Source organism: Shewanella sp. MMG014 (genome assembly GCF_018100775.1).
Classification (GTDB): Bacteria; Pseudomonadota; Gammaproteobacteria; order Enterobacterales; family Shewanellaceae; genus Shewanella; species Shewanella japonica.
Window position 1 is genome coordinate 109,632 of sequence record NZ_JAGJDZ010000005.1, and the last position, 19,055, is coordinate 128,686.

General features: G+C 44.9%; 22 protein-coding genes. 19 read left to right on the top strand and 3 right to left on the bottom strand.

Translation table 11 applies throughout. The annotated features are described in order from the left end of the window. Positions 1-83: 83 nt before the first annotated feature. From J8L86_RS09730 to J8L86_RS09770, 9 genes are all read left to right on the top strand, one after another. Positions 84-980: an OmpA family protein gene (locus tag J8L86_RS09730; RefSeq protein ID WP_211030066.1), complete on the top strand. Its 897-nt coding sequence runs from the start codon at positions 84-86 to the stop codon at positions 978-980. After that, complete coding sequence (locus J8L86_RS09735; protein WP_082972444.1) at positions 977-2,272, top strand: sigma-54 dependent transcriptional regulator; 1,296 nt, start codon at positions 977-979, stop codon at positions 2,270-2,272. The genes J8L86_RS09730 and J8L86_RS09735 overlap by 4 nt, the downstream gene beginning before the upstream one ends. 30 nt (positions 2,273-2,302) lie before the next feature. Next, positions 2,303-2,656: a flagellar hook-basal body complex protein FliE gene (gene fliE / locus J8L86_RS09740; RefSeq protein ID WP_055025290.1), complete on the top strand. Its 354-nt coding sequence runs from the start codon at positions 2,303-2,305 to the stop codon at positions 2,654-2,656. Positions 2,657-2,734: 78 nt separating this feature from the next. Then, positions 2,735-4,444 (top strand): flagellar basal-body MS-ring/collar protein FliF, encoded by a 1,710-nt coding sequence (fliF, locus tag J8L86_RS09745; RefSeq protein WP_211030068.1) that lies wholly within the window; start codon positions 2,735-2,737, stop codon positions 4,442-4,444. Positions 4,445-4,462: 18 nt separating this feature from the next. Beyond that, positions 4,463-5,473 carry a flagellar motor switch protein FliG gene (locus J8L86_RS09750; protein WP_055025292.1) on the top strand — a complete coding sequence of 337 codons (1,011 nt, stop codon included), beginning with the start codon at positions 4,463-4,465 and terminating at the stop codon, positions 5,471-5,473. A 35-nt stretch (positions 5,474-5,508) separates the two neighbouring features. After that, a complete protein-coding gene (gene fliH, locus J8L86_RS09755) occupies positions 5,509-6,303 on the top strand; it encodes a flagellar assembly protein FliH (RefSeq protein ID WP_065110319.1) in 795 nt (264 codons plus the stop codon). Next, positions 6,293-7,648 (top strand): FliI/YscN family ATPase, encoded by a 1,356-nt coding sequence (locus tag J8L86_RS09760; RefSeq protein ID WP_197495560.1) that lies wholly within the window; start codon positions 6,293-6,295, stop codon positions 7,646-7,648. Before fliH ends, J8L86_RS09760 begins: the two co-directional genes overlap by 11 nt. 51 nt (positions 7,649-7,699) lie before the next feature. Then, positions 7,700-8,113, top strand: coding sequence for a flagellar FliJ family protein (locus J8L86_RS09765; RefSeq protein WP_065110136.1), 414 nt, complete (start codon positions 7,700-7,702; stop codon positions 8,111-8,113). Between the two features lie 719 nt (positions 8,114-8,832). Beyond that, the gene (locus J8L86_RS09770; protein ID WP_211030070.1) at positions 8,833-9,093 is read left to right on the top strand and encodes a hypothetical protein; all 261 of its coding nucleotides are present in this window, start codon (positions 8,833-8,835) and stop codon (positions 9,091-9,093) included. Positions 9,094-9,101: 8 nt separating this feature from the next. On the opposite strand, the gene J8L86_RS09775 is transcribed toward J8L86_RS09770, so the two are convergent. From J8L86_RS09775 to flgA, 3 genes are all read right to left on the bottom strand, one after another. Beyond that, entirely contained in the window at positions 9,102-9,584 is a 483-nt protein-coding gene (locus J8L86_RS09775; protein WP_065110138.1) for a flagellar protein FlgN, read from the bottom strand. Beyond that, the gene (gene flgM / locus J8L86_RS09780) at positions 9,577-9,867 is read right to left on the bottom strand and encodes a flagellar biosynthesis anti-sigma factor FlgM (RefSeq protein WP_065110139.1); all 291 of its coding nucleotides are present in this window, start codon (positions 9,865-9,867) and stop codon (positions 9,577-9,579) included. The genes J8L86_RS09775 and flgM overlap by 8 nt, the downstream gene beginning before the upstream one ends. A 214-nt stretch (positions 9,868-10,081) precedes the next feature. Beyond that, positions 10,082-10,759 (bottom strand): flagellar basal body P-ring formation chaperone FlgA, encoded by a 678-nt coding sequence (gene flgA, locus J8L86_RS09785; protein WP_231919201.1) that lies wholly within the window; start codon positions 10,757-10,759, stop codon positions 10,082-10,084. 155 nt (positions 10,760-10,914) lie between these two features. On the opposite strand from flgA, the gene J8L86_RS09790 reads away from it, so the two are divergent. The 10 genes from J8L86_RS09790 to flgK all read left to right on the top strand — a co-directional run bounded on the left by J8L86_RS09790 (position 10,915) and on the right by flgK (position 19,047). Continuing rightward, complete coding sequence (locus J8L86_RS09790) at positions 10,915-11,265, top strand: flagellar basal body rod protein FlgB (RefSeq protein WP_055025309.1); 351 nt, start codon at positions 10,915-10,917, stop codon at positions 11,263-11,265. Positions 11,266-11,273: 8 nt separating this feature from the next. Next, on the top strand, positions 11,274-11,693 hold the full coding sequence (flgC, locus tag J8L86_RS09795) for a flagellar basal body rod protein FlgC (protein ID WP_055025310.1): 420 nt from the start codon (positions 11,274-11,276) through the stop codon (positions 11,691-11,693). Continuing rightward, positions 11,693-12,361, top strand: a complete 669-nt coding sequence (locus tag J8L86_RS09800) for a flagellar hook capping FlgD N-terminal domain-containing protein (protein ID WP_055025311.1) — start codon at positions 11,693-11,695, stop codon at positions 12,359-12,361. The genes flgC and J8L86_RS09800 overlap by 1 nt, the downstream gene beginning before the upstream one ends. A 22-nt stretch (positions 12,362-12,383) precedes the next feature. Further along, positions 12,384-13,589 (top strand): flagellar hook protein FlgE, encoded by a 1,206-nt coding sequence (gene flgE, locus J8L86_RS09805; RefSeq protein ID WP_065110141.1) that lies wholly within the window; start codon positions 12,384-12,386, stop codon positions 13,587-13,589. Between the two features lie 9 nt (positions 13,590-13,598). Next, on the top strand, positions 13,599-14,333 hold the full coding sequence (locus tag J8L86_RS09810) for a flagellar basal body rod protein FlgF (RefSeq protein WP_211030072.1): 735 nt from the start codon (positions 13,599-13,601) through the stop codon (positions 14,331-14,333). Between the two features lie 40 nt (positions 14,334-14,373). After that, entirely contained in the window at positions 14,374-15,159 is a 786-nt protein-coding gene (flgG, locus tag J8L86_RS09815) for a flagellar basal-body rod protein FlgG (RefSeq protein ID WP_055025314.1), read from the top strand. Positions 15,160-15,257: 98 nt separating this feature from the next. Beyond that, positions 15,258-15,920, top strand: a complete 663-nt coding sequence (gene flgH / locus J8L86_RS09820; RefSeq protein ID WP_055025315.1) for a flagellar basal body L-ring protein FlgH — start codon at positions 15,258-15,260, stop codon at positions 15,918-15,920. Positions 15,921-15,999: 79 nt separating this feature from the next. Continuing rightward, complete coding sequence (locus J8L86_RS09825) at positions 16,000-17,145, top strand: flagellar basal body P-ring protein FlgI (RefSeq protein ID WP_211030074.1); 1,146 nt, start codon at positions 16,000-16,002, stop codon at positions 17,143-17,145. After that, positions 17,145-17,621 carry a rod-binding protein gene (locus J8L86_RS09830; protein WP_065110144.1) on the top strand — a complete coding sequence of 159 codons (477 nt, stop codon included), beginning with the start codon at positions 17,145-17,147 and terminating at the stop codon, positions 17,619-17,621. The genes J8L86_RS09825 and J8L86_RS09830 overlap by 1 nt, the downstream gene beginning before the upstream one ends. 58 nt (positions 17,622-17,679) lie before the next feature. Further along, entirely contained in the window at positions 17,680-19,047 is a 1,368-nt protein-coding gene (flgK, locus tag J8L86_RS09835) for a flagellar hook-associated protein FlgK (protein ID WP_055025318.1), read from the top strand. The last annotated feature ends 8 nt before the right edge of the window (positions 19,048-19,055 follow it).

The window sequence follows — 19,055 nt, forward strand, 5'->3', positions numbered from 1 at the left end:
TTTAATCATTTTTCTTTTAGTGTTTAATACTGCAAAACTTTATTACATTACAGACATAACAAATAAAAATAGGATGTTAGTAATTGAAAAAAATAATACTGATTACAATTATCGCATTTATTTTTCCGCTTAAATCGTATGCAGGAGTAATAGAGAATAAATATCAAACCAAGATGGAAAAATCTTCTTGGGAGTTCAGTGGAAATATATTTCACTGTGAAATAAGCCACCAAGTGGATGGGTTCGGAGACTTTATGCTCACCGCCACGCCTGGTGACGAGTTATTCATTAGTTTAACTGCTGACTGGCTGAGCCTGCGTGATCATGCAAGCGAAATAATAATTGAATCTTCTTCATGGCAGCAGCAGAACAACGCCCCTTTTGCACAATCAGAACTAAACTGGCAAGGTCATATCGCTAAAACGAGCCGAAACAGCGCAGCTTTTTTAGAGGCCTTAGAGCAAGGGCTGACGTGGCAAGTCAATATTGATCCAGGTAAAAATATCAAATATAAGGTGAATTCTTCACCCGTTTCTACTCGTGCCATCGTAAGAGAATTTAGATTATGTAAGCAAAACCTGCTGCCTAAGCCTTTTTCCTATGTACGCAGAGTGGATATGCAGTTTAATAGCAACTCGACACATCTATCTCCTGAGTACGAGCAGGATTTAATCGCAATTGCTCGCTATATTGCGGCTGATGACAATGTCACAGAAGTCCTTATCGATGGGCATGCTGACGCATCAGGAGATCACTTTGTGAACTTGCAATTAAGCAAGGAGCGCGCTTTTGAAGTTCAAGCAAGATTAATTGAGCTTGGCGTGCCCAATACAATGATTCAAGTGCGCCATCATGGCACAAGAAACCCCATTGCCAGTAATAATAGTGCCCAAGGACGTGAGCTGAACCGTCGCGTTATGGTGAGATTAGTTAAAACGAATAACCTTACCGCTCTCAAAACACAGAAGGCCAGTCGATGAGTCAGCAATACTCAATCCAGTTGGTCGATTGCCAACTGTGTGAAACCGCTGCCGCATTATTGCTAAGCAATGGCTTTCAGTTATGGAGCAATCAACAGCCATCGCCTTGGCTGAATCTGGTGAATTTATCAGATTGTGAACCTGAACAAGTAGCACAGCGTTTAGCCATGTACCCGAGTAAGAATCAGATTGCCTTACTTGATCCAGAACAAACCGAATTGGCTAGTATTGCAATGCAGTCAGGGGTGCAAGATTACCTGTTACAGCCGATTGATAATCAACAACTTATTGCACTGTTAACCCGTCTAAAAACTTTAGATAAAATTGATTCAGACATCGTTGCATCATCCGCTGTCAGTCGTCAATTATTGATGCTTGCTCAACGTGCAGCAGTCACCAATGCTACGGTATTATTGACTGGTGAAAGTGGTACAGGTAAAGAGCCATTAGCCCGTTATATTCATCGTCACTCCAATCGTTCACAAGCCCCTTTAATTTCGATCAACTGTGCGGCCATTCCTGAAAGTATTTTAGAGTCAATTCTATTTGGCCATGTCAAAGGCGCCTTTACTGGAGCTGTCAGCGATCAATCAGGTAAGTTTGAACAAGCCAATGGTGGCACTTTACTGTTAGATGAAATCGGCGAAATGCCGCTCGTCTTACAAGCTAAATTACTGCGAGTTTTACAAGAGCGCGAAGTTGAAAGAATTGGCAGCCATAAAGCGATACCACTCGATATTCGCGTGATTGCATCAACAAATAAAGACTTACGCAAAGCTGTTGAGAATGGTGAGTTTAGGCAAGATCTATTCTACCGATTAGATGTATTACCGCTAAAAATTACCCCACTAAGACAACGTCGTGAAGACATCATGCCTATTGCAGAGCACTTTTTAGACATGTACCACAACAATAACTCTGAACAAGTCTGTTACTTCAGTGATCAGGCCCGTAGTGTACTGCTCGGCCATGACTGGAGTGGCAATGTAAGAGAGCTTGAAAATACCATTCAGCGCGCATTAATCATGCGCCGTGGTCAAGCGATTCAGACCGCTGACTTAGGCATAGAAGCAGAACAAACTGCTCAGTTAGCGCCTCAACAAAGTGGCCTGAAAGACTCTAAACGACAAGCAGAGTTTCAATACATCATAGACACACTGAAACGCTTCAATGGTCAACGAAACCTCACCGCAGAATCTCTTGGCATGACAACACGTGCATTGCGTTACAAGCTTGCTCAAATGCGCGAACAAGGGATAGACATAGACCTTGCTCTTGGCAAAGTAGCGTAATTACCCTCTAGCAAATAGATAGGAAAACCAATGGCTAATGCAACCATGGTCAGTGCACCAATGACCAATGTTCAAACATTAATGGACCAAATGAATGTCCATTCAGAAATGGCCAAAGGCGCCATCAAAGTCGGTCCAAATCCGAGAGACTTTGGCACTCAACACCCTTCATTCACTGAATTGATGGAGCAAAAGGTTGCTGCAGTTAACACCGACCAAAACACCTCATCAGCACTTATGCGTGCTGTCGATAGTGGCGAAAGTGATGATTTAGTTGGTGCCATGGTGGCCTCACAAAAAGCCAGTTTGTCATTCGCCACTATGATTCAAATTCGAAACCGTTTGGTACAAGCGTTCGATGACGTAATGAAAATGCCGATTTAATCAATATTGATATAAATCAGCTCATTAACGATAAGTTTCAATAGCCTAAACCGCCTTAGTGCAAGGAAATTAGACACAATGCCTACAACTCTTACTCAAACTAGCCAACCCGTTACCGAGGTTGGAGAGAAAAAATCGCCTTTTGCGACGATAAAAGAGAAATGGACCAGTTTCAATCAAGGCGATAAACAAGTTGCCGTGCTTGCGGTTTTCGCCATCGTCGTGGCCTGCGTCATCGTGCTGATGTTATGGACCGCAAGCCAAGGCTACCGACCTTTATACGGCAGCCAGGAAAAAGTCGAAACGGCGCAAATTATTGAAGTTCTTGAAACTGAAGGAATAAGCTATCGTCTTGATACTAATTCTGGATTAGTTTTAGTGCCTGAAGACAGACTCGGCAAAGCGCGAATGATTTTGGCAGCCCGTGGTGTGAAAGCACAAATGCCAATGGGAATGGAGTCACTAGATAGTTCAGGCATTGGTACTAGCCAATTTATGGAGCAAGCTAAATATCGCTACAGTCTTGAAGGTGAACTCTCTCGTACCATTATGGCGCTACGTGCCGTTCGTACAGCCAGAGTGCATTTAGCGATTCCTAAAAAAACCCTATTTATTAGGCAGCAACCTGAATTACCTTCGGCATCGGTCATGCTTGATCTTTATGCAGGTAGCAACATTCAATCAGAACAGGTTGAATCAATTGTCAATCTGGTTGCAGGCAGTGTCACAGGAATGACTGCAGAGCAAGTACAAGTTGTCGACCAACAAGGTAATCACTTAAGCTCAGCGTTAACCCTCAATAATGACATTACCCAAGCACGAGACCGCCAGCTCAAGTACACCCACGAGCTAGAGCAAAGCCTCATCAATCGTGCTTCAAGTATGTTAATGCCAATCCTTGGGCAAGAAAATTTCCAAGTTCAGGTCGCTGCGCAAGTTAATTTTAATCAAGTCGAAGAAACGAATGAGTCACTCGACCCTCAATCTGTTATGCGCAACGAACAGCAAAGCTCAAATGAAGTCAATGGTGACTTGGCCATGGGAATACCCGGTGCGCTCAGTAACCAGCCTCCAGCTGCAGAAGGTGCTGAAACCAATCAACGCCGCAATGTCACTCAGCAAACTCAACGTAATTTTGATGTGGGACGTTCGGTTAAACATACCCGCTACCAACAAATGCAATTAGAGAACCTGTCAATTTCTGTGTTGTTAAATAATCAAGCTGCAGGCGAAAACGGTTGGACTGAAGCGCAACTTGAGTCAATGAGCAACATGGTACAAGACGCCATTGGTTTTACCGCTGCGCGTGGCGATCAATTTAGTATCAATAGTTTTGATTTTGCGCCAGTGAAAGTAGCTGAATTCCAGCCTATGCCATGGTGGCAAACAGAAGGTTACGAGTCATACCTGCGTTACTTTATTGGGTTACTACTCGGTATTGGACTGATTTTCTTTGTCTTACGTCCGTTAGTTCGCCACTTAACTAAAACCGTTGACTTAAGTGCGATGAAGGAAGTTGAAGAGCAGGATAATTATCAATATCAAGAGCCTAGCCCTGCGAAATTAGACAGTAGCAATAGTGATGCACAGTCTCTTGCAGATGAGCTAATGGGACTCGGTCAGCCTCAAGCTGATGATGACCTAATGAATATTGGACTACCAGAAACCAGTTCTCCGCTAAAAGTGAAAATGGAGCACCTCAGTGTTCTCGCTGAAAAAGAGCCCGCTCGTGTAGCAGAAGTCATTGCCCACTGGATCAGCGACAAAGATGCTAGACAACACTCATAGCGAGATAGGAAAAGACTAATGATGAATGAACTTGATATTAACTTAGATAATCTCGACCAAGCTGCCATGATCCTATTGAGCATGGGCGAGAAAGGCGCAGCGCAAGTGATGGCTCATTTAGACCGTAATGATGTGCAGCATTTGAGCCATAAAATGGCTCGCCTATCGAGCATTACTCAAAATGAAGCCGACTTTGTCATAGGACGCTTTTTTAAGCGCTACCAAGAGCAATCAGGTATTGCCCGCGCCTCACGCTCATACCTGCAAAAAACCCTCGATTTAGCCCTAGGGGATCGTGTAGCAAAAAGCTTGATAGACAACATCTATGGTGACGAAATCAAAACCTTGGTTAAACGTCTTGAGTGGGTCGACCCTAAGTTACTTGCCCGTGAAATCACCAATGAACATAGCCAACTTCAAGCGGTACTTTTAGGTTTATTGCCACCTGAAAGTGCAGCCCAAGTATTATCTGGTTTACCAGAAGCAGGCCAAGACGAATTACTGGTTCGTATCGCTCAATTAGGAGAGCTTGAGCGCGGTGTCGTTGAAGAACTGCGCCACCTCGTAGAACGATGCATGCTCATCGCAATGGAAAAGAGTCATACTCAAGTATCTGGTATTCGCCAAGTTGCCGACATTCTCAATCGCTTTGAAGGTAACCGAGAGCAATTGATGGAGATGATTAAGCTCCACGATAAAAAACTGGCGGGTGAAGTGGCAGACAACATGTTCGACTTTATTATTTTAGGTCGTCAAAAAGCGGAAACCTTGCAAGAAATCATGGCGCTTGTGCCTGCCGATACGTTAGCGCTAGCGCTTAAAGGTATTGAATCAGACCTTAAGAAAACCTTACTGCAAGCGTTACCAAAGCGTATGTCTTCAGCGATAGAAACCCAAATTGAAGCCATAGGCACAGTACCATTGAGTCAAGCCACAGCAGCCCGCAAAGACATTATGGAACTGGCTAAGCAAATGATGGACGAAGGCCAAATCGAATTACAGCTGTTTGAAGAACAGGTTGTTGAGTAATGAGCCCATTTTTGACTGATCAAAAGAGTAAAGCCATGAACAAGTCACCGCATTCTGACAGACGCTTTCGCCTCAGCGGCGAGCGTGTACGCCGTCACCAATTTAGCCCATTACATGCAGACGAGCTTGCCCAAAACCATGAAGAGCCATCATGGCAAGATTACCAACAAGCTTTTGATAAAGGTTATGATGAAGGCGTCGTAAAAGGTCATGAAGCTGGCTTAGTTTCAGGCCACAAAGAAGGCCAACAATCTGGCTATGCAGCAGGATTTAATCAAGGACGAATTGAAGGGCAATTAAAGGGTAAAGAAGCGATTGATGAGCAACTTAATAACTTAATTACGCCATTGTCAGCAATGAAATCTTTGCTCGAAGAGGGTCATACTCAGCAGGTGATGCAACAACAGGAGCTGATTTTAGATTTGGTTCGTCGAGTATCAATTCAAGTTATCCGATGTGAACTGACCTTACAGCCTCAACAAATTCTTGCCTTAGTTGAAGAAACACTAGCCGCGATTCCTGATGCTCCCACTGACGTGAAAATTCATCTTGAGCCATCAGCTGTCACGCAATTAAAAGACATCGCAGCTGATAAAGTGCAAGACTGGACTTTAGTCCCTGACAACACTATCAGTGCGGGCGGTTGTCGTATTGTGGGCGATAAATCCGATGCCGATGCCTCAATGGAAACCCGTCTCAATGCCTGTTTAGATCAAGTAGAGAATCACTTAAAGCGCACAGATATCGAGCAACAACTGTCATCAGATACAAGTGTCAATCAGGCAACAACAGATACTACAGACGAAACTCGAGGCGCCAGTGAGCACTAGTTCGGCTCAAACAAGCGCCGAGATCATTGACTGGCCGTCTGTGCCAGTGGCACAAGTGTATGGCAAGCTCACTCGAGTCAATGGCTTACTGCTTGAGGCTGTCGGCTGCCAACTAGGTACAGGCGATCGCTGTCATATTGAGTGTCGCAATGGTGGAGTCGTCGAAGCTGAGGTTGTCGGGTTTTACAAAGACACCGTCTGTTTAATGCCAATTGAACACACCACAGGACTGATGCCTGGCGCAAGAGTAATCCCTATCGCAGAGCGCTGCCAAATACCTGTTGGTAAAGGCTTACTTGGCCGTGTACTTAATGGCTTAGGTAAGCCACTTGATGACCTTGGCCCTCTTAGCCAGATACAAACCATTCCTATGGTGCAAATGAGCACGAACCCGCTACAGCGTAAGCCAATTACCGAACCTTTAGATGTCGGGATCCGAGCTATCAATGCTTTATTGCCCGTAGGCCGTGGTCAACGCTTAGGGTTATTTGCTGGCTCTGGTGTCGGTAAAAGTGTGCTGTTAGGCATGATGACCCGCTTTACTGAGGCTGACATTGTCATCGTTGGGCTAATTGGTGAACGTGGCCGTGAAGTGCGTGAATTTATCGAGCAATCATTGGGCGAAGAAGGCCGACAACGTTCAGTTGTCATCGCCGCTCCAGCAGATACTACCCCATTGATGCGTATGCGTGCCATGCGACTGTGCCATCACATTGCTTGCGCTTACCGAGATCAAGGAAAGCGAGTTCTGCTATTAGTTGACTCTTTAACCCGCTATGCACAAGCGCAGCGAGAAATTGCCTTAAGCTTAGGTGAACCACCTGCAACCAAAGGTTATCCGCCATCAGCGTTTGCCCAGCTTCCTAGCTTGGTCGAAATGGCAGGAAACGGCCAACACCCTACAGGCACCTTAACTGCATTTTATACCGTATTAACGGAAGGTGATGATCAACAAGATCCTATTGCCGATGCAGCTCGAGCCATCCTTGATGGCCACATAGTGCTAGATAGAAAACTGGCTGAACAAGGCCATTACCCTGCCATTGATATTGGCGCTTCGGTAAGCCGACTTGCAGCTCAAGTTGCCAGCGCTGACAGCTTGTCTCACGGACAAGTTTTTAGGCATTTAAATAGTAAATATCAGCAGGTGAAAGAATTATTGCCTTTAGGTGGTTATCAGCCAGGGCAAGATAAAGAGCTGGATATTGCAGTACAAGCGTACCCACAAATGGCCGCTTTTTTACAGCAAGCGACCCATAGTCAAGCAGACCATCAACATAGCATCAGCCAATTACAGCAGTTAGTTGAAGGTCTGGGTTACCAAGCACCTCCTTCGACTGAATAAGGCAGATGCAGCAGTACGTCATCAACCAAAGCGCATTGTAGAGAACGTAAAATGAAACAGCTTTTACAGTTATGCCAACAAGAAGAAAAGAAACTGCATCAGCTCAGCCAGCAAAAGAATGCCAGCCAACAGCGTTTGCTTGAAATCGCCCAGCAGCAGCAACAACTATCAAGCATGGTCAGCCAATATCACGCTTACCCAAAACAATGCGCCAACCCGCTATTAATGCAAAATAGCGTACAAATGATTAACGCAATTCAGCCCCTACAAAAGAAGCTCACACGTCAAAAAATATTATTAGAACAAGAACATCAAAGAGTGGATAAAATCTGGCGTAGCCAGTTAGGGCGCCAACAAGGCATTAATTGGTTCTATCAAGATCGTCTCAAACAACGACAAGCTCATATTAATAAACAAGAACAAAAACAAATGGATGATTTGGCCTGTCGGTATCAGCTTAAGTAAACATACTTAAATGATGTTTTTTATTGCCAAACTTCGTTTAGGTTTCCCCTCCCCCTTACTTTATTAGTGCACAGAGGTTAATTTGAAAATAAATAAGAGTGTCATTTTGGGCAACCTTCATAAATGGTCGGCAATCACCTGCATAGGAACAACTTTGTTATATCTTTTCCTTGTGATGAACTTAACTTACGTTGGAGTAAAGGTAACGTACTACTCAATCCCCATTATAGTGATGAGCTTTGCGCTAGCTTACTTATCAAGAAAGCACAGAACTTATTTTAGAAGCAAAAATTGCTAACTTTCAAGGTGAAAGATTCTTTGTATTTCCAAACTTCGTTTGGATTAGATCAAAGCCCTGGTGCTTCGCCCACACCCAATTCTAACATTCGTGATTTCTCCCATATTTCCAAACTCCGTTTGGATTAACGTCGTGGCGCTTCGCCCACACCCGACCAAAAGGGTATCAACAGCAATACCCTCTTGGAACACCCCGCTGCCCCTACGAAATTTTCTGAGAAGCGAAAGATTTCAATGGGGATTTTCATATCGTTTAACTTTATCTGTAGCCTGCTTCGGTAAGCTGTGAAAATCACTAACGCTTACGATGGGGCGTCCCTTCCCCTCGAAAGCTAGCCAGACATCCATGTCTGGACTCACGCTATTTTCTTACTTACCTCAATTCAAATGGAACATTCAAAGGAGGTCAAAAAGCATCTTTTATGCAAACTGAATTAATTAAGTTAAAACTAGCAATATCTTTAAAGCTCAATATTATTTCGCTTTTAGAGGGCTTAGCATTGATATTAACTAAGATAGAAAAAGAATCTAACCCATTGAAATTTAATTATGAGCTATTTGAGCTATATGTATGTTGGCTTAAAATCGTCCGAGATAAGCAGTTACTAATTAGATCTAACCGGAAACTGCTTGCCCAAGGAGTATTTAGCGCTGCTTTCAGCAACTTTATATCTGGATTATAGCCGAAAGTTTACCTAGCATACCCATAGTCGTTTTGACTTTCTGGTTGCTTGTTCAATAACGAGTTAATCACTTCTTGTTGGCTGACCAACAACTTGCCATTTTCTTCGTTAAACTGTTGGCTTTCTTTTACTAAATCAACCAAGTTGCGCCACAATATCAGTACTTGTTTTTGGCTGGCTTGAGGCAGTCTGGCGATGAGATCTTCCATGCCTTTACTGTTGCCAGTAAAACCTAAAGCAACTAAGGTTCTTGAACGGTTTTTAGCGCGCTCCATTAGCTTTTCACATAATTGTGTTTGCGCTTCATTATGCAACGCTAAACCAGCATTATCACGGCGTTTCATTAATTCACGTTGGCGGATTAATAAGCCATGAAGCTGTTTGTAGCCATCAATATCCACTCTTATTCCACGCAATAACCCTTGCACTTGCTCCCGCTTAGATACTGGTGCAGCCGAACCTTGATGTGATTGTTCCACTTGATTACCCATGATTTTGCTTCATCGCCTCTGCTATTTTTTTCACATCTAAACTGAATGTGCCGTTTTGCAATGCTTGACGTAATTCAGCCACTTTTGCGGCGTCAAAGTCGTCCATATCGGCTAGGTTAGGCTGGTTTTTTTCAATCAGTTTCCAATCATCACTCACGGTACTTTGCACAGGCATTTTCCGTGTTTTAAGCTCGGCAACTTCATGCTGTTGCGAGGTATTGGATTTGCTTTTCGTTGTGCCCATGTCAGCGGTGACTGCGCTAGAAATTTTGTTGATATCCATAATGGTTCACCATATATGTCGTCGATATCTATTAAAGGCGGCTAATAAACAAGAAAACTAAAATGTCATCATCATAAAATCAGCCTGATAACTTAAGCGGAATGATGCACAATTTAGCCTATGGACGTTGACAAGCTTTGAGCTGTAATACTGAACTTGAAATTTGATAGCTTAGACTGAAAAGTTCGCCGGTCAGTGAGTCTATTTGACCTGCTTAAAATAAGGTCTTCACTCTGCCTTTCGCAGTGGGGTAAACATGAATAATTTTACCAGAACTTAAATTGCGGACTCGAATAGTCGCTCCTTCTCCGCCAGACTCTAATGCTTCTCCTGGCATATTGGCATAAAAGCCATTCATTTTAGCTTCTATAATCACCCGGTCACCAATATTAATCCATTGAGGATTAGTCACTTGGCTGGTTTTTATCGCTCTGAACCGACGCAGTTTGTGGCTGACTTGATGACCGATTAATTGCGATTTTTGAGTAATAAGATCTCGGTCTGCTGGAGTCAATTTAAGCCATTGCAGCTCAATATCACTGGCAGAAATATGCTCGCCTCTTGCCAACGGTCTATTTGCCACAGGGACATTGGCAGTGACATCAACACGAGCACGAATAAATAAACTCCACCCTAATGATTCACATGTCACTCGACGTTGAACATTGCCAAAAGGCAATCTAGCACCGCTGCTAATCACCAGCGCGTTTGGGCATTGCTGCAAGTTAGCGGCCCCTGAAGGTAAATGCACATCAATCGTGTGTTTGATGGCATCAAGCCCTGCTTGTCGCTGCCAGTTGGCTAGTTCCTTTTCTACCATTTGCGTAAAAGACTGCTTTAGTTGCCCTGTGGCATTGCTGTGATCTTGCGCATGTATTGTCAGCGGAAGCAAACAGGATGCCGCCAGTGCCACACAGGAAACAAGCGTTCCGATCTTATCTTTAAAATAGTCACAAACCATTGATAAAACTCGCTTTAAACTTTTGGCACACTAATTGGATAGACAAGGCAAATATTGAAATCGTCCATACCATACTAGGAGTTTTAATGGCTATCAACCTCGACACCGCCTTAGGCATTCACGCACAAACATTAGATTTTCGAGTCGAGCGAAGCAAGATGTTGGCGGGTAACTTAGCCAATGCTGAAACTCCTGGTTATAAAGCGAAGGATTTAGATTTCAAAGCTGTCATGACGCAAATCAATGCGGGAATGGATGTCGGTCGAGACTACCAAACAGCCTACCGTGTGCCTTACCAAAGCTCTGCGGATCACAATACCGTTGAGCTGGGTAAAGAACAGGCGAGGTATTCGCAAAATGCCATGGATTATCAAACGAGTCTCACCTTCTTGAACATGAAAATTTCCGGCTTACGCTCGGCTATCGAAGGACAATAGGAACTGATATGTCATTTGGAGAAATATACCAAATTGCGGGTGCAGGTATGCACGCACAAACCATTCGTTTAAACACCGTGGCCAGTAACTTGGCTAATTCAGGTGCTGCGGCAGAAAATCCTGATGATGCATATCGTGCATTGAAGCCGGTTTTCTCAACGATCTACAACCAAACCCAAGAAGGCAAAGCCGCTGGTGCACAAGTTGAAATCGCCGCCATTGTCGAAACCGATGCTCCGTTAGATATGCGATACGAGCCTGATCATCCCTTTGCTGACGAACTCGGTTATGTCGCCTATTCAAACGTCAACACAGTTGAAGAAATGGCTGACATGATGGCAGCAAGTCGTTCATTTGAAACCAATGTGGAAGTGATGAACCGTGCTCGTTCTATGCAACAAGGGCTATTGCAGCTAGGAAACAAATAATGAATGTTACCCCAAGTACAACCAGTAATGACCCTGCTGCAACTGCCACAGAAGTTATGAATTCACCAGGCAATGATGCTTCATCTATCCGCAATGAATTTCTAACCCTGATGATTGCGCAAATTCAAAATCAAGATCCTACCAACCCTATTGATGGCACTGAGTACGTCACTCAACTGGCACAGTTCTCACAAGTAGAAAGTCTTGAGCACATGCGCGCAAATCAAGCCACCAGCATGGTGATGATGGAAAATTTAGCCATTGTGCAATCAGCGCAACTTGTGGGCAAAACGGCCATGGTGCCTGCATCAGAGCTTGAAATAGACGGCTTACCTGTTGATGGCAAAGTCTATCTAGGTAATGCGGTTGAAGAACTCAGTATCGATATCATCGACGAAAATGGTGATGTGGTACATACCTTAGAGTTAGGTTCTCAAGAGCCTGGTGATGTGGCCTTTACCATTGATCCAGAAGCCCTAGATTTGCCTGCTGGCGAATACAGTATCGAAGCCAATATCACTGCTGATGATGTGACAGAAACCGCAGATACCTTCATCGCTGCAACCATTGAAAAAGTGCACTTTGTCAGTGCCTCCGGCGTCATGATGGCCGAATTAGGTAACGGGCTTGGCACCGTTTCTGTTCTCGAAATCTCTGAAGTCTCATAACAAAAATTAATAGGATTACACCATGTCGTTCAATATCGCATTAAGTGGTTTACAAGCAACAACACAAGACTTAAACACCATCAGTAACAACATTGCTAACGGTTCTACTGTTGGTTTCCGTAGTGGCCGTAGCGAATTTGCAGCCGTTTACAATGGTGGCCAACCTGGCGGTGTAAATACCATGTCGACTAGCCAAAACTTCTCGATGGCAGGCAGCCTTGCTTACACAGGTCGTCAACTTGATATGGGAATTCAAGGTGATGGATTCTTTGTTCTTAGCGGTCAAGATGGCAGCACCATGTACTCACGTGCAGGTATGTTCAATCAAGATGCCAATGGCTATGTAACCGATCCAGCGGGTAACCGTTTACAAGGTTACAGTGTCGGGCCTGGCGGGCAATTACAAAACGGTAATGTGACTGACTTACAAATACAAGCTGGCTCGCTTCCCGCGTCTGCAACTGACACCATTAACCTAGTGTCAAACCTTGATTCTCGCGTTGACGCTATCGACCAAACTGACACACCGTTTGATAAAGATGATGCATCGACGTATCACTCTTCAAGTACTGTGACGACCTATGACTCACAAGGTAATGAGCACGCACTGACGCAATATTTTGTAAAAACAGCTGACAATGAATGGTCGGTACATTATGTGATGGGCGATGAAGATATTACGCCAGCTGCGGGTCATCAACTGTCATTTGATGAAAACGGTTTGCTGACTGCTGGCGCTGATTTTGAATTAGACATCCCACGAGATATTACTGGCGGTGCAGCCGCAATGGTATTAGCACTCAGCTTTGATAAAAGCACCCAATACGCTTCTGACTATAACAACTCAAGCCTAAGCCAAAACGGTTACACATCAGGTGAGCTTAACGGTATTCGCCTTGACGATGGCGGTAACTTGTACGGCACTTACACCAATGGTGAAGAGCAACTTCAAGGGCAAGTGGTGTTAGCCGATTTCAACAACCCAAATGGTTTAAGCCCTGTAGGTCAAAATGCGTGGATTGCCACTAACTCAGCGGGTCAACCAATGATTGGCACGCCAACAACTGGCACCTTAGGGTCAATTAATGCAGGTTACCTAGAAAGCTCAAATGTCGATAACACCGCTGAAATGGTTAACTTAATGACAGCCCAGCGAAACTACCAGTCAAATGCCAAAGTGTTAGATGCCAACTCGACTATGCAGCAAGCATTACTAAACGTTATTTAAGGCTGAACCATGGATAAGATGCTGTATACCGCTGCAACAGGCGCGACCAGAGTCATGGAAGCCCAAGCTATCAGAGCCAACAACCTAGCAAATGCTGATACCACTGGCTTTAAGGCAGATCTTGAGCGTGTGAATGCCAAAGTGGTCACCCCCACAGGTAATAGCTTACACACTCGAGTCTTAGCGCAAACTGAAAGTAGCGGCTTTAGCCAACAGGCAGGTGTGCTCAACCCAACAGGCAGAACATTGGATTTAGCCATCAATGATGGCGGTCTATTTAGCGTGATGACACCTGATGGAGAAGCTTATACCCGCTCTGGTGTCGTCGTGCCTGATGCTGCGGGGCAATTAACCATAGATGGTCGCCCTGTCGCAGGCCTTGATGGTCCAATCGTGCTACCCGAATACCGAGAGCTATTCATTGGTGATGATGGTCGCATCAGTATCGTTGCCGACACAGGCAACATTACCGAAGAAGTCGGTCAGCTCAAACTGGTTAACCCAGACTTACAGCAAATTCAAAAAGGCCAAGATGGACTGTTTTACAGTAACGATGGAATGCCATTAGCCGCAGACGATGAAGTGCTAGTGCGTAGCGGCTTTCTTGAGGCCAGTAATGTTAAAGCGGTAAGCGAACTCATCGCATCAATGGACTTAAGCCGCCAATTTGAAGTGCAAGTGAAACTGATGCAAAGCGCCGAGAAACTGGCTGAATCAGGCAATCGTTTAATGCGTGATGCATAACAAAACACGCACGACAGAATAAAATAAAAGGAATCACATCATGCAATCTGCATTATGGGTAAGTAAAACGGGCCTTAGTGCTCAAGACACTAAAATGACCACCATTGCCAACAACTTGGCTAACGTTAACACCACAGGTTTTAAGCGTGACCGTGTGGCATTTAACGATTTGTTTTATCAAGTACAACGCCAGCCTGGCGGCCAAGTTGATGAGCAAAATGAATTACCTTCTGGATTACAGCTAGGTACAGGTACCCGTGTCGCTGGTACCCAAAAAGTATTTACCACAGGCGATATTCTCACTACAGGCCAGCAGCTAGACATGGCGATTCAAGGCCAAGGTTTCTTCCAAATTGAAGAAGCCAATGGTGACTTAGGTTATACCCGTGATGGCCAGTTTTTCCGTAGTAGCGACGGCTTAATGGTGACATCACAAGGCCTACCATTAGTACCCAATATCGAAATTCCGGAAGATGCGTTAACCGTAACGATTGCATCAGACGGCCAAGTGTCTGCACAAATGGCGGGCCAAGCCGAAGCACAAGAATTAGGCCAAATCACCTTAGTTAACTTCACCAACCCTGCTGGTTTAGAGGCGCGCGGAGACAACTTATACCGTGAAACAGGCGCATCAGGTGCTGCGATTGAAGGGGTTGCAGGCGATCAAGCTATTGGCCAAATTCGCCAAGGTTCTCTTGAAGGTGCCAACGTTAATGTTGTTGAAGAGATGGTTGAAATGATCTCGACTCAACGTGCTTATGAAATGAATGCCAAAGTCGTGTCCTCATCAGATGACATGCTTAAATTCTTAAACCAAGCACTGTAAACACTCACGACAGGTATTGAGCAAAGCATAACCTTGCTCAATACCCGTGTAATACTTTGACTCATGGTCAGGTTAACTTCGTCTCGACAAGGAATATTATGCGACATAGCTGGATTGCGATAGTACTACTGCTATCGGGTTGTGCATCTCACCTTCCTGAGCCAGAAACGGCACCGGGTAAGCCAGAGTGGGCTCCCCCAGAAATTGATTACAGCTTGCCAGAAGCCAGTAATGGTAGTGTTTATCGACAAGGTTATATGTTGACACTTTTTAAAGATAAACGGGCATTTCGTGAAGGCGATATCCTCACTGTGTCACTGGATGAAAAAACTTATTCGAGCAAAAAAGCTGATACCAAAACCAATAAAGAAAGCTCGATGTCTATTGGCGCACAAGGCTCGTCAGGCAACAGCAGTTTTGCTGGCAGCGGTGGCGCAGATACGGGGCGTTCATTTAACGGCACAGGTTCAAGCACTCAACAAAACCAATTAACCGGTTCCATTACTGTCACGGTCGCCAAAGTGTTACCTAACGGCGCCTTGCTCATTCGAGGCGAGAAATGGCTCAGGCTGAACCAAGGTGATGAGTACCTTAGATTACTCGGACTGATCCGCACCGATGACATAGGCAACGACAATACTATTTCATCTCAACGTATTGCTGATGCCAGAATTATCTATGGCGGTCAGGGTGCAATTTCAGACAGTAACCAAATGGGTTGGGCGTCTCGATACTTTAATAGCCCTTGGTTTCCGCTGTAATGACACGACTTGCACAGCGTCATCTCATCCCGTTTACTTTTGTTAGTGCCTGCCAATTCGTGCAGGCATGGAGCGTTAAATGAAACAAGCTATCGCATTTTTTGCGAGCGTGTTAATGACTATTTTGTCATTTCAAACCACTGCTGCACCGCAAACAGAACAAGCCATTCAAAATCGTTATTTGATGGATATTGTTGATGTGCAAGGTATCCGTGATAATCAACTCGTAGGATACGGTTTAGTTGTGGGGCTCGATGGCACCGGTGACCGTAACCAAGTGCGCTTTACCAGCCAATCTATCGTTAATATGCTCAAGCAGTTTGGCGTGCAAATTGATGATAGAACCGACCCTAAATTGAAAAATGTCGCAGCAGTCGCTGTACATGCCACTATTCCACCACTGGCAAGTGCGGGCCAAACCATTGATGTGACCGTATCATCTTTGGGTGATGCAAAAAGTTTACGTGGCGGCAGCTTACTGATGACCCCGCTACGTGCTGTCGATGGCGAAGTCTATGCCGTGGCACAAGGTAACTTGGTCGTTGGCGGCATTTCAGCTCAAGGTCGTAACGGTACGTCTTTGACGATTAATACTCCGACCGTAGGGGCAATTCCTAACGGTGCGCTGCTAGAGGCAGAGATCCACAGTAACTTTAACGAAAGCGAGCACATTGTCCTTAACTTGCGCGATCCCAGTTTTAAAACTGCCCGCAATATTGAGCGAGCTGTGAATGAGTTATTTGGCCCTGATGTCGCAGAAGCCGATAGCAGCGCTAAGGTTTTAGTTCGTGCGCCTGAATCAAATCGTGAGCGTGTGACCTTTATGTCTATCCTTGAAGAGCTGCAAATTGAACAAGGGCGAAAATCCCCCCGCGTAGTGTTTAACAGCCGTACAGGCACAGTAGTGATGGGTGGCAATGTCGTTGTTAGAAAAGCAGCAGTCAGCCACGGTAACTTAGTCGTCTCCATCGTTGAACAAGAATTTGTCAGCCAGCCCAATGCGCCGTTTATAGGCCAAGGGCAAGGACAAACTGTGGTTGGTAGTGACAGTGAAATCGATATTGATACGGGCGATGGGCATATGTTTGTGTGGCCAGAAGGCATTGCACTCAATGATGTTGTAAGAGCAGTCAATAGCTTAGGCGCCTCACCAATGGACTTAATGGCAATCCTGCAAGCGCTTAATGAAGCTGGCGCATTAGAAGCTGAATTAGTGGTGATTTAATGAAATTAGATAATAACCACGGTTATCTGAATAACCTCAATGCAAAAGACTTAATCGAAGCTAATGGTGAGCATGGTGCTTTAGAGCTGGTGAGCCAGCAATTTGAAGCCCAATTTTTACAGACAGTGCTCAAACAAATGCGCTCAGCATCGGATGTCATGGCCGATAAAGACAGTCCATTATCATCTCAAAACGATGGCATGTACCGAGACTGGCACGATGCAGAACTTGCAGGCAGATTAAGTCAGCTACAAAGCACTGGCCTTGCTAGCGTAATGACAAAACAATTGTCCGCTGGGCTTAAGTCGGCTCCTGATAGTGTCGCTTCTAATAACCATACTGAACACGTCACTCAAGTTGAGAATACCAGCGCGCAAATACCTGCAAAAACTGAACAAAGTTCAGTGATGACTGTGAACACAACAGCGATGCAGCCAGCGTTAAATATTCCACTAATGGCCAAACCGAACAAATAACAGCGGCGAACAATTCGCAATACCGACTGGATTCGACGCTGTGACATGAGGATTAGATATGAGCATGCTCAATATTGGGATGTCAGGCATTAATGCCAGTATGGCAGCACTCAATGCCACATCAAATAACATTGCCAATGCAATGGTACCAGGCTATTCACGCCAATCTGTATTGATGAGTTCTGTAGGCAGCAGTGCTTACGGTAGCGGTATGGGGGTCATGGTTGACGGTGTTCGTCGTATTTCAGATCAGTATGAAGTGGCGCAACTGTGGAAAACCACCAGTGATGTCGGCTTTACCAGTGTTCAAGCCAGTTATTACACTCAAGCCGAGCAAATATTTGGTTCTGAGGGCAATAACATTTCCGCGGGTTTAGATTTATTGTTCGCTTCGCTCAACTCAGCGATGGAGCAACCCAATGAAATTGCCCATCGTCAGAGTGTATTAAATGAATCTCGTGCCTTGACCCAAAGATTCAATTCTATCAGTGACGGTATCGACTCACAGCTTAAGCAGGTCGAAGGACAAATTAACGCCTCAACTAAAGAAATCAATGCTTTGCTTGAGACAATTGCCAGCTTTAATGCAGAAATCCAATCATCAGGAAGTAATCCACCGCTGTCGTTACTTGATGCGCGCGATGCTGCGATTGATGACTTAGCCGTGATTGTTGATATCCGCGTCGTTGAAGATTCTCAAGGGATGAAGAACATCTCATTGGCTCAAGGACAGCCGTTGGTTTCTGGCACCCAGTCTTCAACGCTATCAACTCAGCCAGATCCTGATAACCCACAATTATCTAAGGTCAGTATCCAGTTTGGTAACTCCAGCTTTCCGATTGATGAAACCGCCGGAGGTAGCTTTGGAGCATTACTCGATTACCGTGATACCAGCTTAGCTGAGTCAATGGCGTTTATTAACGAGCTAGCACAAACCGTCGCTGACGAGTTTAATGCAGTATTGCGCGAAGGTACGGACCTTAACGGCGAAAAGCCGACCCTGGATTTATTCACTTACGACCCGAGTAACCCTGCGGGCACCATCAAAATCAGTGACGGCTTTACCGCTGAAATGCTGGCATTTGGTAAGGATGGTACACCCGGTGATAACGACAACTTAAAAGACATATTAGAACTCGCCAATACCGAGTTTACGTTCGAGTCTATGGGTGTCACGACCACTATGGGTGATGTTTATGCCAGTAAAGTCGGTCAACTCGGCTCAGCCTCTCGCCAAGCACAAATGGCCCAGGACACGGCATTAAAACTGCAAATGGAAGCGCAATCACAATGGGCGAGTACCAGTGGCGTCAGCATGGATGAAGAAGGGGTGAATCTGATTATTTATCAACAATCTTATCAAGCCAATGCCAAGGTCATCTCTACCGCTGATCAATTGTTCCAAACGCTTTTAATGTCTATCTAACTGAAGGA